The organism is Sphingomonas sp. SKA58, from assembly GCF_000153545.1.
Taxonomy (GTDB): domain Bacteria; phylum Pseudomonadota; class Alphaproteobacteria; order Sphingomonadales; family Sphingomonadaceae; genus Sphingobium; species Sphingobium soli.
Map to the genome: position 1 here is coordinate 800921 of NZ_CH959307.1, position 14631 is coordinate 815551.

The following is a 14631-nucleotide window of genomic DNA, read 5'->3' on the forward strand; positions in this document are numbered from 1 at the left end:
CGCCCCCTCAAACTCCCCGACCCATGAGGAAAGGGAGACGGTTCCCTCCACCCCTTTCCCCAAACCCCTATCCCCCCTCCCTTGGGGAAGGATGGCGCATTGACCCGCAATCCGCCGCGCTGGGCGCGGCGGGAGGCTTGGGGCTCTGCCCCCGGCGCCCTTCGGAGCGGCTTCCGCCCAGCTTCCTCCACGCTTCGCGTTCCGTGCAGCCGGTTCCCCGCGAAGCCGCCCGCTCCGGTTGCACCCCCGGTCTCGCCGACGGGCAGGGTTTCAGCGCGGCGCTTCCCGCTGCGCGGAAACCCAGACCCAAGGAAAGGAAAGACCCATGAGCATCCATCACCTTGCTACCCGGTTCGGCCGCAACAGCCATCAGATCGGCGGCTATGAGCCGCTCGACAACGAGGCGCTGTATCGCCACGTCCCGTCTATCTTCGCCCGCGAGGCGCACGACAGCCGTTCCGAGCGCTATGTCTATGTCCCCACCATCGACATCGTGGAAGGATTGCGCCGGGAAGGATGGTTCCCGTTCTTCGCCGTCCAGTCGGTTCCCCGCGACGGCAACCGCCACGGCCACGCCAAGCATATGCTGCGCCTGCGCCGGGAGGACGGCGTCGGCAAGTCCGAGGCCGCCGAGGCAATCATCGTCAATTCGCACGATGGCACGTCCGCGTTCCAGCTATTTGCGGGTATGCTGCGCTTCGTCTGCACCAACAGCATGATCGCGGGCGAGCGGTTCGAGGAGGTCCGCGTTCCCCATAAGGGCAATATCGAACACGACATCATCGAAGGCGTTTACACGGTTGCCGAGGACTTTCCCCGGCTGATCGACGCCAGCGAGACGATGAAGGGCGTCCGGCTGTCCGAGGATGAACAGCGCTTGCTCGGCGAGGTCAGCCTTGTCGCCCGATATGGCGAGGATGAAAGTCCGCTCACCCCGGAGCAGATTATCGAGCCGCGCCGCTACGAGGATCGGGGCGATAGCCTGTGGACCACATTCAACGTCATTCAGGAGAACGTCATTCGGGGCGGACTGCATGGCCGCAAGCGCAATGCCGAGGGCCGTATCCGCCGCAGCCGTTCGCGCCCGATCAACGGCATCGACCAGAATGTGACGCTCAATCGCGCGCTCTGGACGCTGGCCGAGGGGATGCAGCGCCTCAAGACGGGTTGACCCTTCGCGCGCCGCCGGGCTGGACCGTCCGGCCCTGCGGCTCTCCATTTCCGACATCGCAGAACGCCGCCGACCCGCTCCCCGGATCGGCGGCGGCCGCGCGTCCCGATAGTCCGCGCGGCCGCTGAACGGGGCGCGCTCGCCGGGCGTTCGCCCGGCTCGCGATTGGGATATTCCCATTCTCCCACGACGACTATAATAGTCGTTTTCGTAGCGAATGACCCGAAGGTTGTGGAGGTGATCGTGCATGATCACTTCCCGCCAGGTGCGGGCCGCTCGCGCACTTCTTGGCTGGACACAGGAGACGCTCGCCGAGAAGGCCATCATTGCTCTGACCGCGCTCAAGCGGCTGGAATCGGAGAGTTATAAGCCGGTGAACGACAATACTCGGCATCAGGTGATGAAGGCGCTTGAGGCGGCGGGGATCGTCTTCCTCGATTCGGATCGCGGTCGAGGCGTGCTGCTCGTGACTGATTCCGGTCCCGAACAGCGCAAGTAACCGGCAACGGCGCGGGTCCGACTGTTCGCATAGCATCAGACGGCCATAGCAAAGACGGTGCGATTACTTCGGTCCATTATGGTGTATAGACCATGAATCAGCAGGCGCAGGGGGCTATGGCTGAAAGCGGAACAAGGCGATGGCGATAGCCGCTTTCGAGGATCGCGCCCCGGACGCGAACCATGTCACCGCCTATGATGAGCGCCATCATCGCACCTATTGGCGGCTGCTCGATGCGGCCGACGAAAATGCCGACTGGCGCGAGGCCGTTCGCATCATCTTCGGGATCGACCCCGCCGCCGAGCCGGAACGCGCCCGCTGCGTCTATGACTCGCATCTCGCCCGCGCCCGCTGGATGACCGAGACCGGCTATCGGCATTATCTGCGGCGGCCGCCGAACTGAGAGCGGCCTGAAACCCGCGCGGCGGCGCTGATTATCCTTTCAAAATGCTGATGTGAATCCGCTATGCGGCCGCCTGCCCGGCAGGGCTTCTCGGCGATGGCGAAGGTGAGAACATCTTCCAACGCGCTCCGCAGAGAGCCATGCTTGGGAGGATTTCGATGCCGCCTGAGAAGGACTGGCGCGCGCCCCCGGACGAGGCCGGGGACGACGCGCTGCAATATTCGGACATCGCCATCGGCTATCTCGGCCGCAATGCCCGCTATCGTTCCGACTACCGCCGCGCGCTCGGCCGCGTGAAACGCGGTGCGATCTCCGCCGACGACGCGACCGCCGCCCTGGTGGACCGCTGGGGGATCAGCTACCACGCCGCGCCCGGCGCGGCCTTCGACCGCAAGCTGGCGGTCGCGCGCCCCGATCTCTCGCCGGCCAGCATCATCGTCGCGCCCGCGGTCGCCGGCATCGGCGCCGGCCCGCTCGACATGGCGGCACTGGGCGACATTCGCGCCCGGATCAGGATGGGCGACGTCCTGCATGTCATCCTCGCCGATCCCGATGGCGACGAACATCTGTGCGTGTGCGGATCATGTCACGACCCGATGGCCTTGGTGGTGCCGATCGAACCCGCCCCCTTCGCGCGCCTCGCATCGGCCGAGCGCCTGTGCCGCCGCCTCAGCGGCATGGCGGCCGGGCCGCCGGCGCTGCGTCCGCCGCCCTTCCGGCGCGAACATCTCCTCACCCTGCTGCAAGTGCTCGACGGCCGCCGCGCGGGCGCCAGCCAGCGCGAGCTGGCCGCCTCGCTGATCCACCCCAAGGTCCGCCACTACACGCCCACCGAGTGGACGGACAGCGCGGAACGCAAGTGCATCCGGCGCTGGCTCAAGGAAGCCGTCGAGCTGCGCGACGGCGGTTACATCCGGTTGCTGCGGGGCGGCTGAGGGGACATTGGCGACCCGGTCTCCCGCGTCCCCTTCTCCGCATAGGGGGCATTTCGCCACCATTCCCTCCTGTCCGCCGGACCCCTTTTTCGGGGCCGGCCGCCACCCGGAGGATCATCATGGCCGAGCCTGTCGCCGCCACAACGCCACGCTATCTCAAGACGCCCGATGCGGCGATCCATCTCGGTCTCTCGGCCCGCACGCTGGAAAAGCATCGCTGCTTCGGCACCGGCCCGGTGTTCCGCAGGCTCGGCGGCCGCATCGTCTATGCGATCGACGATCTCGACGCCTGGGCCGCCCTCGGCACCCGCCGGTCCACGTCCGATCCGGGCAACGGCGTGGTCCATCCCGCCAAGCGCCTGCCCACCGATAGCGTGCGCCGCTGAGCGCCGATGCCCTCCGCACGCTCCCTTTCCGGCCGGTCGAGCGCCGAGCGCACCCAGCTTGAGCTGTTCCGCTCGGTCCCCGGCGACCTCGCGGCCCGCGACGCGCAGGACTTGATGGCCTGGCCGTTCTTCTCGCTCGCCAAGGCCCGTCGCACCGCGCCCATCGACTTCCGCATGGGCGCGACATGGATCTCGGTCGAGGCCGTGCCCGAGCACGGCATGGCGACTATTTGGGACGCCGACGTGCTGATCTGGGCGGCGAGCCAGCTCATCGAGGCGCGCGACGCCGGACGGCCGACCTCGCGCCTGATGGTGACGACGCCGCACGAGATATTGGCATTCACCCGGCGCGGCACCGGCAAGGCGAGCTATGAGCGGTTGAAGGCCGCGCTCGACCGCCTGCAATCCACCACCGTCGCCACGTCGATCCGGCAAGAGCACCAGCGCCGCCGCCATCGTTTCTCATGGATCAACGAATGGCGCGAGCTGGCGGACGGCAACGGCCGCGCGCTCGGCATCGAGCTGATCCTGCCCGACTGGTTCTATGCCGGCGTGCTCGACCGCGCGCTCGTGCTGACCATCGACCGCGCCTATTTCGACCTCACCGGCGGCCTCGAACGCTGGCTCTACCGCATCGTGCGCAAGCATGGCGGCCGCCAGCAGGGCGGCTGGAGCTTCGACGTTCCCCACGTCTACCTCAAGTCCGGCGTGCTCTCGCCGCTGCGCCGGTTCGCGTTCGAGCTGCGCGCCATCGTCGCGCGCCAACCGCTTCCCGGTTACGTCCTCACGCTCGAACATGCGCTCGGCCGTGACCGGCTGAATTTCACACCCGTCGCGCAAGATCCGTTCGACGCCGCCATGCGCCGCGTCGGCCTCAAGCCTGTGGAGAACTGGCCATGAGGTTCGGACTATCGGGAACGGCCGGATTCGGACGATCGGGAACGCGAGACTCGGACTTTCGGGAACGCTCGGCTCGCGCAAAGCCGCAGAAATCCTCGCGGAATCGAGCCCCCTCTAACAGTGCTAATAGAAAAGAATCCTTCGGATTCTTGCTAACGGCGCGCGCGGCTGTGGACAGCGCGGCCCCGTTCGCCGGCTTGGCGTTCGGTCGCCAGACAAGTCGCCAACCTCGCCTCGCGCCCATCGCGATCCCCATTCCCGGAGACCTCCCATGATCGACGATCGGCCCCCCGCCGTGCGCGGTGGCGGCGCGTTCAGCGCGCTCGCCCGCGACGGCCTCACCCATGTCGAGCTGACCTGGATCGAGAAGAAGCTGGAGCATTGGATACGCTTCGGCCGCATCGCCCAGGACCGCATCCTGACCCGCCGCACCCGCGTCGTCGGCTTCCGTCCGGGCGCAGTCTTCGCGTTCGTGCGCTGGGCGGCCAACGACTTCGGCACGATCGTCTCGCGCATCGACGTGGTGCGCGCGGTCGCAGCCAACGAGCCCTATACGACGCTGCCGTTCGTGCGGCCGGGCGGCGACATCCTGCTCAGGATCGAGGGCTGGCCCAAGGTCCAGCAGGTGCTCGCCGCGATCGACGCGATGGAAGCGGCCGGCGTCGATCCCTGCGACGCGGCGGCCGACCATTGGCGGCACGTCCACAACCGCATCGCCGCCGGCCATCAGCCGCGCCTCTATACGATCGAGCGTCATCGCGCCTGGCTCAAGCGCCGGGAGATCGAGGGATGAGGCGCCACCGCTATGTCATGGCGACGGCCATCGCCGCATCCGCCTTCGCCGCGGCCTTCGTCGCCATCGCCGTCGCCGATCCACTTCCGCGCGTCATCTGGAACGCCAGCGCCAGCGCGCCGATCGGGCTCTACCGGATACGGCCGGAGAGCGATCCACCCACCGGCGCGCTGGTCGCCCTCGCGCCGCCCGAACGGCTGGCGCATTGGCTTTCGGCGCGCGGCTATCTGCCCGAAGGCGTGCCGCTCCTGAAGCATGTCGCGGCCAAGGCCGGGCAGCGGGTTTGCCGGATCGGCGACGCGGTGAGCGTCGATGCCCGGCGCGTCGCCATCGCCCGCGCGCGCGACGGCCAGGGCCGTCCGCTGCCGGTCTGGCAGGGGTGCCGCACCCTGCGACCGGGCGAGCTGCTGCTGCTCAATCCCGCCCACCCCGACAGTCTGGACGGCCGCTATTTCGGCCCGCTGCCGGCCTCCGCCGTCATCGGACGCGCCACGCCGCTCTGGCTGCGCGCGCCGTCCCCATCGCCTTCACCCCCCAGCGAAAAGGAGATCGGCCATGCCGACCAATATCTTTGAACCCACCGCCGACGGCTATGCCGGCCGCGTTCGGCTGTTCGGCATCAACGAGGCAATCGTGCTTGTCGCGCTCGATCCGAGCGACACCGAGAACGCGCCCGACTACCGCGTCCACCTCGACGGCGAGGACGGCCCCGAGGTCGGCGGCGCGTGGAAGCGGGTCGGCGAGCGCGCCGGTGATTACATCGCGCTGGAGATCGACAGCCCGCTATTCGGCTCGCCGTTCCGGCCGGTGCTGTTCCGCGCCGACGACGATGGGCGGACGTTCCGGCTGTCGTGGAAACGCCCCCGGCCGCGCGATGATCGGAGTTGATCGGTGCCGTCCCCGATCATCCCTCTGTTCGCGGAAAGGCCGTCTCATCCCTCCGTCCCGCTCGGTCGCAGGCCGGCCGGCGCGCGCAGCGAAGGTCAAGGGCGGCCCCCGGCCGGCGCATCGCGCGCACCCTTTACCGGAGCGAGCACGCTGGCAGGCTGGCGGCGGAGCGGGGGCGGGTCGGCCGCCATGCTCGCGATCCTGCTGCTGCTCGCGCCGGGCGCTGCGCCCGTCGCCGCGCTGGCGCAGGACGCGCCGCCTGAGCGATCGGCCGCGCGCCATCCCCATGCCGGCCATGTCGCCGATGCGGCTCGGCGTTTCGGCATCCCCGAACGCTGGATATGGGCCGTCATGCGCGTCGAGAGCAACGGCGATGTCCGCGCCGTCTCGACCGCCGGAGCGATGGGCCTGATGCAGATCATGCCCGGCACCTGGGCGGGCCTCCGCGCACGTTACGGTCTGGGGAATGATCCCTATGACGTCCGCGACAACATCATGGCGGGCGCGGCCTATCTGCGGGCGATGCACGACCGCTACGGCAATGCGACGGCGATGCTGGCGGCCTACAATGCGGGGCCGGGCCGCTACGACGAATATCTCTCGCGCGGTCGCCCGCTGCCCACCGAAACGCTCGCCTATCTCGCAAAGCTGGCGGCGATTACCGGCAACGCGGGCGACAGTCAGCTTGCCGCCGCGCCGCCGTCTGATCCCTTCGCATGGCGTCGTGCCGCGCTGTTCGCGGTGCGGCCGGGGGCGCTTTCGACCGCGCAACCGGCCGCCGACCGAACGGCGTCCGACGCGCAGCCGGAGCGGCCTACCGCCGACCGCCCCGAGCTTGTGCTGGCCGACGCGCCCGCGCCTTCCAACGGCCTGTTCGTCCCGCTTTCCGGGCGGCCTCCACCATGAGCGGCTCCCGCGCGCTCTGGCGTGTTCCCTCGCAGCCTCTCGCAGCGTCGGAAGGGTGCAAGGCTCTGTTTTTGAAGGGGAAGGCTCGAGGGCAAGATAAAGGGCGGCAATGTGCGGAGCCCTTGCGCCTCGGTCGTGGTCTTGATTCTCAAGGCTTTCGGGCATTGCTGCGCAATGTGTGCGGAAATCCCGCACTGTGCGGCGCAGGGCGAACGCCCGCCGCCATCAGGGTTTGCCGCACATTGCGGCCTGTCGCCCCATGAGCGGCGACGACGATTTCCGCGTCCGGCCTGGTCGCATCCGCTCGCGGGGAAGCCAGCGGGCATTGCCGATCATCGTCCAGGCGCTCGCCGCGGCCCAGCGTGCCGGCGGGCATGTCTCGCGCCGTGGCCGCATCGTCGCGCCGGGCCGCTCGACCTTCGGCCGGGGCCGCGTGGCGAGTGTCCGCGCGACCCACCGGCTCGGCCACCGCTCGCGCCAAGTGATCGTGAAGGCGCGCGTGGTTCGGCATGGCGGCCGCGCCTCGCTCGCCGCCCATCTCAATTACCTGCAACGCGATGGCGTCACCCGCGACGGCGAGAAGGGCGTGCTGTTCGGCTCGGAGGCAGAGGGCCTCGACCGTAACGAGTTTGCGGCGCGCTGCGAGGACGACCGCCACCATTTCCGGTTCATCGTGTCGCCCGAGGACGCCGAGCAGATGCGCGACCTCAAGGGCTTCACCCGCGATCTGATGACGCGGATGGAAAAGGATCTCGGCACGCGCCTGGACTGGCGCGCGGTCGAGCATTGGAACACCGACAACCCGCACGTCCACATCATCGTGCGCGGCGTCGCCGAGGACGGGCAGAACCTCGTCATCTCGCGCGACTATATCCGCGAGGGGATGCGCGCGCAGGCCCGCGAGATCGTCACCCAGGAACTCGGCCCGCGCACCGACCTCGAAATCCGGCAGTCGCTGGAGCGGCAGGTCGAGGCCGAACGCTGGACCGAGATCGACCGCGACCTGTCACGGACGATGCAGCGCGACGGGCTGATCGACATGGCGCCCGCGCCCGGCGTCCGGCCGGACGGCGACCATGTGCTGAGGATGGGACGACTGCGCAAGCTGGAGCGGCTCGGTCTCGCCAGCGAGATCGCGCCCGGCCAATGGACGCTGGCGGACAACGCCCAGGCCGCCTTGCGCGAGCTGGGCGAGCGCGACGACATCATCAAGCGGATGCACAAGGCGATGAGCGACCGCGGTATCGACCGGGGCGCCGGCAGCTACGTGCTCGACGCCGACCCGTCCCAGCCCGTCATCGGCAAACTGGTCGATCGCGGCCTTCACGACGAGCTGACCGGCAAAGCCTATGCGATCGTGGACGGGATCGACGGCCGCACCCACCATGTCCAGCTTCCCGACATCGAGGCGACCGGCGATTGCCGACCCGGCGCGATCGTCGAGCTGCGCCGCTTCGAGGACCGCAAAGGCCGGCAGCGGGTGGCGCTGGCCGTGCGCTCCGACATGGACCTTGCGGCACAGGTCCGCGCGCCGGGGGCGACCTGGCTCGACCGGCGCAACCTGTCGAACGACGGCCATGATCTTGGTGGCGGCTTCGGAACCGAGGTGCGCGCCGCGATGGAGGCCCGCGCCGAGCATCTCGCCGACGAGGGACTCGCGCGTCGGCAGGGCCAGCGCATCATCTTCGCGCGCAACCTGCTCGACACGCTGCGGCGGCGCGAACTGGACGAAGCGGCCAAGGACTTGTCGGCCGAGATCGGCCTGCCGCACGCGCCGTCCAAGGCCGGGGAGTATGTCGCGGGCACGGTCCGCCAACGCATCACCCTCGCTTCGGGGCGCTTCGCCATGATCGACAACGGCCTCAGCTTCCAGCTCGTGCCCTGGTCTCCCTCGCTCGACCGCCAGATCGGCAAGCACATCTCCGGCGTCATGCGTGCGGGCGGCGGCGTCGATTGGTCGTTCGGGCGCGGCCGGGGGCTGGGACTGTAACGGAGCCGGACGGATTGACTATTTGTTCCTTTTTTGTTCTACTCCTCTCAGTCACAGCCGACGAGTGTTTTTGCAGGGGTATCCCGGTCCGATTGGCCGACCCATTGAACAATGAAGGAGCGCTTGGCTCCGTCTTTGTTCCGCTATAGGACTAAAGCGGGAGTATCTAATTTGGCCAAGAATTCTCGAATAGAGTGGACAACGCACACCTTTAACCCCTGGTGGGGGTGTGTGAAAGTGTCTCCCGCGTGCAAGCATTGCTATGCTGAAGCATGGGCAAAGCGCGTGGGCAGTCGCGTATGGGGTATCAAAGCAGAACGACGCTTTTTCGGCGACAAGCATTGGTCGGAACCGATAAAATGGGATGCCGTCGCCGCTGAGGCCGGGGAACGTCCACGGGTATTCTGCGCATCGATGGCAGACGTCTTCGAGGACCGGCGCGATTTGGATGACGCCCGCATACGGCTATGGAAGCTAATTGAGGCAACGCCAAATCTCGACTGGCTTCTGCTAACCAAACGACCTGAGCTGGTTCGAAAGATGGTTCCTTGGGGGCAAAGTTGGCCGGCAAACATTTGGCTTGGAACAACGGTCGAGGATCAGGAATGGGCTGAGGAACGATTGCCACACCTTGCCGAGATTCCCGCTGCCGTGAGATTCATCTCTGCTGAGCCGTTACTGGGGTCATTGAACATATCTCGTTGGCTTGGCGAACATATCGATTGGGTCATCACAGGCGGCGAGAGTGGGCCGAAAGCGCGGCCGTCCAGCCCGAGTTGGTTTTTGGATCTTCTCAATCAGTGCATGGCATCCGAAGTGCCGTTCCATTTCAAGCAATGGGGCGATTGGGCGCCAGGACAAGGTTTGAATCTCGCTAAAGCACGGGCGAGCCACGCTGCTGATGGCACGATGATGCTTCGCGTGGGCAAAAAAGCCGCAGGTCGTGTCCTCGACGGGGCGATATGGGACGGCTTGCCGAAGTCGAGGTCAGCCTGAGCTCGTCACCGATGCTATTTGACGCGTCGGAAATTCCGACGATCAAAGTCGCGCCCGAGAAGAACTTCCAATCCCTCCGGCATCCACTCTGGACGGAGAACAAGGCTCGGCTGATCCAGGAATACATCAAGCTCTTTACTTATGTGACCAAACACGGAGCTTATATCGATGGTTTCGCAGCTCCGCAGAGGCGGGAACGCAGCGACCTCTGTTCTGCTAAGCTTGTTCTGGAAGCCGAACCGCAGCGCGTCCGGGAGCTATGGTTGTGCGACATCGATCCGAAAGGGATCGCATTGCTGCATGAGATCAAGGCTGCGCATGAAAGCAAAAGACGCCGCATCCATGTGATGGAGGGTGACTTTAACGCCACCATCTCCACAATTCTTGCATCCGGGCGGATAACTGAGCGAACGGCAACCTTCGCATTGCTCGATCAGCGCACCTTCGAATGCGCTTGGTCAACTGTGGAGGCAATCGCTCAACACAAGAAGGGCACGAAGATCGAGATATTCTACTTCCTTGCCACCGGCTGGATTGATCGATCGATTGCTGCCGTTCGACGGGAGGCCACGGCTGCGCGGGTCGAACGCTGGTGGGGGCGTTCAGATTGGCGAACGCTTCGAGGATTGCAAGGCGTTGAACGTGCCAACCTCCTTGTTCAGCGGTTCAAGACCGAGCTTGGTTATGCTTTCGCCTACCCCTATGCGATTCACGATTCACGGCAAGGCGGTCGCACCATGTATCACATGGTCCATGCGACCGATCATCCCGAAGCCTCACCGCTCATGCTCCGGGCATACCGGAAGGTTTCTGGACGGAGCGATTGGGATAGGCCGACCACGCAACTCGATCTGGATGCTCACTGGTCGGAACTCACAGAAGGCGAATAGTGATTAAGGAAAGGATACGAGCACTTTGTCGGCAAAAGATCGTTCCCCTTTGACCATGCGCCGCTTCTCGGCCGGCGGGTCGGCAATGATTCGGCCCTCCGCTTCCATATCGCTCAATACCTTTTTATAGTTCCGCGAGATATAACGCGTCCCGACATGGTGTTCGCGATAAGCATCAACCATGCGCATCTGGCGGCCGCGAAACCGCTCGGCAAGATCATCGGCCAACGATTCCAGAGGGCGGGCTAGAGAAAAGAGCAACGGGCAGCATTCATCGGCAGGTGAATATTCGAAGGATGGCACACCCTGATCTTCGGTCGAACTGGCGCGCGCCATGATGTCCTTCATGATCTCATAGCCTAGGATATTCTTCGTCACGAAAATGAGCGCATGGGATGTCCGGCTTCCGTCTGCGCGCCTGAAGCGGAATGGCAAAATGTATTGGGCTCCAAGCTCCTTGAGCGCCTGCGACAATTCTTCCAGCACGAATGCCTCACGGTCGGCCGGTCCCATACCAGTCAGGATTGTCCTCATCTTGTCGATCCGCTGCTCGCCAAAAAGTGCATTCATATGCGAGCGCACGGTATCGTTGTTGATGCCCGCATTGATACGAGAATAGTTGAAGAAGAAAACACAGTCACAGCCCCAATCCTTCACCACCGATTGGATGATACCGCGCGATAATCCTTTGTAACCAAACGGGTCGATGAAAGAGAAGGTAGGACAGAGCCGAGAACGCTCGAACATCTGCTGCGCATCGTCGCCCACCTCGGAACAGAACGCTTGTGGCTGATGTGCCAGCGATTCCCTACCGGATAGTTCTTCTATTGCTTGGCGAAGCGATTGCACGTTTCCGGGGTCGGAATCGTTGAACATGGTCACAAGCAGGCGAGCCAACTCTGGTTTTTGAATAGCGCGTTCCAGAACCAGCAGCGGGGTCGATTTTGCGCCATCTTTGTAACGCCCTGGCCCTGCAAAAAGGTCGATATAGGCGATCTTCTCGATCTGATCATATCTTTGAGCATTGCCGATCATGACATCCGCCCATGCGTTGAAATACTTCGCGACGATTTCTGCTTTCACAGCAGACTGCTCGCGTTGCTCTTCAAAAAAACCGTGTGCCACCGCGAATCCTCAGAAGATGGGGAACGACACGTTAGCCTGAAAGTGTCGGCGATACAAAGAGGGAACAACGGTGGATATGCGGCCCGAGTTGTTCAACACGGCGTAGGCCAAACTACGCTACGCCCTGTCTTTCTACGCTAGACTTTCCTCCACAATAACAGCGACTTGATTTGGTATCCGGCACGCATCGACTTCGGTGCCATGTCGGCAACCAAAATCCTTTGGGGTCAGGTCTTCGCGGTCTTCCTGATTGTGCTCGCCGCCCTGTGGACCGCGACCCAATGGACGGCCGCGGCGCTCGCCTATCAGCCCGAGCTTGGGTCGCCGTGGTTCATGCTCGGCGACTGGCCGATCTATCCGCCGCCGGCCTTCTTCTGGTGGTGGTTCTCCTTCGACGCCTATGCGCCGGAGATATTCCAGACCGGCGCGTTCATCGCCGTGTCGGGCGGGTTCGCCGCGATCGTCGTCGCCATCGGCATGTCGGTCTGGCGTGCGCGCGAGCTGAAGAACGCCGAGACCTATGGCTCGGCCCGCTGGGCGACGCGCGGGGAGATCGCGGCCGCAGGATTGCTAGGGCCGAACGGCGTCATGCTCGGTCGGCTCGGCCGCGACTATCTGCGGCACGACGGCCCCGAGCATGTGCTGTGCTTCGCGCCGACACGGAGCGGCAAGGGCGTCGGCCTCGTCGTGCCCACGCTGCTCACCTGGCCCGGCTCGGCGATCGTCCATGACATCAAGGGCGAGAATTGGCAGCTCACCGCCGGCTTTCGCGCCCAGCACGCGCGGGTGCTGCTGTTCGATCCGACCAACGGCGCGTCGGCCGCCTACAACCCCCTGCTCGAAATCCGCAAGGGCGCCTGGGAAGTGCGCGACGTGCAGAACGTCGCCGACGTGCTGGTGGACCCGGAAGGTTCGCTGGAGAAGCGCAACCATTGGGAAAAAACCTCCCACGCCTTGCTGGTCGGCACGATTCTCCATGTGCTCTACGCCGAGGCCGACAAGACGCTGGCCGGCGTCGCCGCTTTCCTGTCCGATCCCCGCCGCCCGATCGAAAGCACGCTATGGGCGATGATGACGACGCCGCATCTGGGCGAGGCCGGCGTCCATCCCGTCGTCGCCTCGGCCGCGCGCGAGCTGCTCAACAAATCGGCCAACGAACGATCGGGCGTACTCTCGACCGCCATGTCGTTCCTCGGTCTCTATCGCGATCCCGTCGTGGCCCAGGTCACGCGCACCTGCGAGTGGCGCATCAAGGATCTGGTCGAGGGCGAGCTGCCGGTGACGCTCTACCTCGTCGTGCCGCCCTCCGACATCTCGCGCACCAAGCCGCTCATCCGCCTCATCCTCAACCAGATCGGGCGCCGGCTGACCGAGGATTTGAAAGCGCGGCAGTCGCGCCACCGGCTGCTGCTCATGCTCGACGAGTTTCCCGCGCTGGGGCGGCTCGACTTCTTCGAGAGCGCGCTGGCGTTCATGGCCGGCTACGGCATCCAGAGCTTCCTTATCGCGCAAAGCCTCAACCAGATCGAGAAGGCTTATGGGCCGAACAACGCGATCCTCGACAATTGCCATGTGCGCGTGTCTTTCGCCACCAACGACGAGCGCACCGCCAAGCGCATATCGGACGCACTCGGCACCGCGACCGAGATGCGGGCGATGAAGAATTACGCCGGGCATCGCCTCTCGCCCTGGCTCGGGCATTTGATGGTCTCGCGCTCCGAGACGGCCCGCCAGCTTCTCACCCCCGGCGAGATCATGCAGCTCCCGCCCGACGACGAGATCGTCATGGTCGCGGGCATCCCGCCGATCCGGGCGAAGAAGGTCCGCTACTTCAAGGACCGGCGGTTCACGCAGCGGGTGATGTCGCCGCCCGACAGCAATGTCGGAGGCGGACCGCCGCGCCCGGACGACTGGAGCGGCCTGGCGCCGATCGAGGCGCCGCCGATGCCCGAACCGATCGAGCATGATGCGCCGAAGAAGCCGAAGAAGAAAAAGGCGGCCAAGAAGGCGGATGCCGAGGACGATGCCGCCAATGCGGACCTGCGCCGCGAGCCGGCGCTGGAGCGCCATATCGACATTGTGCCGACGCCCCGGACCGCGCCCGCCAACGAGTTCGAGCTGGACGAGCCTGACCCCGATGGCGACGCGGCGCGGCAGGCGACGGTGCGCCGCCAGATGCAGCGCGTGGCCCGGCAGGCGTCGCTCGATCCCGAGGATGGCATCGAGCTATGACGACTAAGACGCCCCTGTCGGTCTATCTCGACCCGGAGTTGATGCGCGCGCTCGCCGCCTACGCCGACCGGAGGGACAAGTCCCGCTCGCTGATCGCCGAGGCCGCCATCGCATCCTTCCTGTCGCCCGACGCCGATGAGCAGCGCGAGGCCGCCATCGCCAAGCGGCTCGACAAGCTGGACCGGCGCATCACCCGGCTGGAACGCGACACAGGGATCGGCGTCGAGATGATCGCGCTGTTCGTGCGCTTCTGGCTGTCGAACACCCCGCCGCCACCCGAAACGGAGCGCGCCGCGATGCGTCGCTTGGGGAACGACCGCTACGACGCCTTCATGGAGGCGCTGGGCCGCCGACTCGCGAAGGGTCCGAAGGTCAGACAAGAAATCGGCGAGGACTTTCCGACCCAAGAAGAATGAGCTGACTACGCCAGTTCTTGTCTCTCTACGCCAGAATACGACGACCGCATTTACGTGTTGAAGCACGGCCTTTTCTGTCTCTCTTGATGTGCCCCTGACGC

Annotated in this window: 16 protein-coding genes; 15 read left to right on the forward strand and 1 reads right to left on the reverse strand. The window is 65.5% G+C overall.

The genetic code is table 11. The annotated features are described in order from the left end of the window. Positions 1-325: 325 nt before the first annotated feature. The 13 genes from SKA58_RS13300 (at position 326) to tcmP (ending at position 10757) form a co-directional block, all read left to right on the forward strand. Positions 326-1171 (forward strand): DUF932 domain-containing protein, encoded by an 846-nt coding sequence (locus tag SKA58_RS13300; protein WP_009822964.1) that lies wholly within the window; start codon positions 326-328, stop codon positions 1169-1171. 247 nt (positions 1172-1418) lie between these two features. Next, positions 1419-1670 (forward strand): helix-turn-helix domain-containing protein, encoded by a 252-nt coding sequence (locus SKA58_RS13305; RefSeq protein WP_009822965.1) that lies wholly within the window; start codon positions 1419-1421, stop codon positions 1668-1670. Between the two features lie 139 nt (positions 1671-1809). Then, the gene (locus tag SKA58_RS13310; protein WP_009822966.1) at positions 1810-2073 is read left to right on the forward strand and encodes a DNA -binding domain-containing protein; all 264 of its coding nucleotides are present in this window, start codon (positions 1810-1812) and stop codon (positions 2071-2073) included. Between the two features lie 158 nt (positions 2074-2231). Next, entirely contained in the window at positions 2232-3008 is a 777-nt protein-coding gene (locus SKA58_RS13315; RefSeq protein WP_009822967.1) for a DUF2285 domain-containing protein, read from the forward strand. Between the two features lie 119 nt (positions 3009-3127). Then, on the forward strand, positions 3128-3394 hold the full coding sequence (locus tag SKA58_RS13320) for a helix-turn-helix transcriptional regulator (protein WP_009822968.1): 267 nt from the start codon (positions 3128-3130) through the stop codon (positions 3392-3394). Between the two features lie 6 nt (positions 3395-3400). Then, on the forward strand, positions 3401-4294 hold the full coding sequence (locus tag SKA58_RS13325; RefSeq protein WP_009822969.1) for a replication initiator protein A: 894 nt from the start codon (positions 3401-3403) through the stop codon (positions 4292-4294). 271 nt (positions 4295-4565) lie between these two features. Continuing rightward, positions 4566-5087, forward strand: coding sequence for a DUF2840 domain-containing protein (locus SKA58_RS13330; protein ID WP_009822970.1), 522 nt, complete (start codon positions 4566-4568; stop codon positions 5085-5087). Further along, positions 5084-5662, forward strand: coding sequence for a S26 family signal peptidase (locus tag SKA58_RS13335; protein WP_009822971.1), 579 nt, complete (start codon positions 5084-5086; stop codon positions 5660-5662). Before SKA58_RS13330 ends, SKA58_RS13335 begins: the two co-directional genes overlap by 4 nt. Further along, positions 5643-5975, forward strand: coding sequence for a DUF736 domain-containing protein (locus SKA58_RS13340; protein WP_009822972.1), 333 nt, complete (start codon positions 5643-5645; stop codon positions 5973-5975). The genes SKA58_RS13335 and SKA58_RS13340 overlap by 20 nt, the downstream gene beginning before the upstream one ends. A gap of 3 nt (positions 5976-5978) precedes the next feature. Further along, complete coding sequence (locus tag SKA58_RS13345) at positions 5979-6881, forward strand: lytic transglycosylase domain-containing protein (RefSeq protein ID WP_037543175.1); 903 nt, start codon at positions 5979-5981, stop codon at positions 6879-6881. Between the two features lie 259 nt (positions 6882-7140). Then, positions 7141-8871 carry a relaxase/mobilization nuclease domain-containing protein gene (locus SKA58_RS13350; protein WP_009822974.1) on the forward strand — a complete coding sequence of 577 codons (1731 nt, stop codon included), beginning with the start codon at positions 7141-7143 and terminating at the stop codon, positions 8869-8871. 171 nt (positions 8872-9042) lie between these two features. Further along, positions 9043-9867, forward strand: coding sequence for a DUF5131 family protein (locus SKA58_RS13355; RefSeq protein WP_037543585.1), 825 nt, complete (start codon positions 9043-9045; stop codon positions 9865-9867). Next, positions 9834-10757 carry a three-Cys-motif partner protein TcmP gene (gene tcmP, locus SKA58_RS13360; protein WP_083784898.1) on the forward strand — a complete coding sequence of 308 codons (924 nt, stop codon included), beginning with the start codon at positions 9834-9836 and terminating at the stop codon, positions 10755-10757. The genes SKA58_RS13355 and tcmP overlap by 34 nt, the downstream gene beginning before the upstream one ends. A 3-nt stretch (positions 10758-10760) precedes the next feature. Here tcmP and SKA58_RS13365 read toward each other — a convergent pair whose 3' ends face one another. Beyond that, positions 10761-11882, reverse strand: a complete 1122-nt coding sequence (locus SKA58_RS13365; protein ID WP_037543177.1) for a three-Cys-motif partner protein TcmP — start codon at positions 11880-11882, stop codon at positions 10761-10763. A 201-nt stretch (positions 11883-12083) separates the two neighbouring features. Here SKA58_RS13365 and SKA58_RS13370 point away from each other — a divergent pair, with 201 nt between their 5' ends. Both SKA58_RS13370 and SKA58_RS13375 read left to right on the forward strand, forming a co-directional pair. Continuing rightward, positions 12084-14114, forward strand: a complete 2031-nt coding sequence (locus SKA58_RS13370; protein ID WP_037543591.1) for a conjugal transfer protein TraG — start codon at positions 12084-12086, stop codon at positions 14112-14114. Next, complete coding sequence (locus SKA58_RS13375) at positions 14111-14530, forward strand: CopG family ribbon-helix-helix protein (RefSeq protein WP_009822979.1); 420 nt, start codon at positions 14111-14113, stop codon at positions 14528-14530. The genes SKA58_RS13370 and SKA58_RS13375 overlap by 4 nt, the downstream gene beginning before the upstream one ends. The last annotated feature ends 101 nt before the right edge of the window (positions 14531-14631 follow it).

Excerpts from the sequence above, each read along its gene's own strand:
- SKA58_RS13310 (WP_009822966.1), top strand. The coding sequence starts at position 1,810 with ATGGCGATAGCCGCTTTCGAGGATCGCGCCCCGGACGCGAACCATGTC.
- SKA58_RS13320 (WP_009822968.1), top strand. The coding sequence starts at position 3,128 with ATGGCCGAGCCTGTCGCCGCCACAACGCCACGCTATCTCAAGACGCCC.
- SKA58_RS13315 (WP_009822967.1), top strand. The coding sequence starts at position 2,232 with ATGCCGCCTGAGAAGGACTGGCGCGCGCCCCCGGACGAGGCCGGGGAC.
- tcmP (WP_083784898.1), top strand. The coding sequence starts at position 9,834 with ATGGGACGGCTTGCCGAAGTCGAGGTCAGCCTGAGCTCGTCACCGATG.
- SKA58_RS13305 (WP_009822965.1), top strand. The coding sequence starts at position 1,419 with ATGATCACTTCCCGCCAGGTGCGGGCCGCTCGCGCACTTCTTGGCTGG.
- SKA58_RS13375 (WP_009822979.1), top strand. The coding sequence starts at position 14,111 with ATGACGACTAAGACGCCCCTGTCGGTCTATCTCGACCCGGAGTTGATG.
- SKA58_RS13350 (WP_009822974.1), top strand. The coding sequence starts at position 7,141 with ATGAGCGGCGACGACGATTTCCGCGTCCGGCCTGGTCGCATCCGCTCG.
- SKA58_RS13335 (WP_009822971.1), top strand. The coding sequence starts at position 5,084 with ATGAGGCGCCACCGCTATGTCATGGCGACGGCCATCGCCGCATCCGCC.
- SKA58_RS13300 (WP_009822964.1), top strand. The coding sequence starts at position 326 with ATGAGCATCCATCACCTTGCTACCCGGTTCGGCCGCAACAGCCATCAG.
- SKA58_RS13370 (WP_037543591.1), top strand. The coding sequence starts at position 12,084 with ATGTCGGCAACCAAAATCCTTTGGGGTCAGGTCTTCGCGGTCTTCCTG.
- SKA58_RS13340 (WP_009822972.1), top strand. The coding sequence starts at position 5,643 with ATGCCGACCAATATCTTTGAACCCACCGCCGACGGCTATGCCGGCCGC.
- SKA58_RS13330 (WP_009822970.1), top strand. The coding sequence starts at position 4,566 with ATGATCGACGATCGGCCCCCCGCCGTGCGCGGTGGCGGCGCGTTCAGC.
- SKA58_RS13325 (WP_009822969.1), top strand. The coding sequence starts at position 3,401 with ATGCCCTCCGCACGCTCCCTTTCCGGCCGGTCGAGCGCCGAGCGCACC.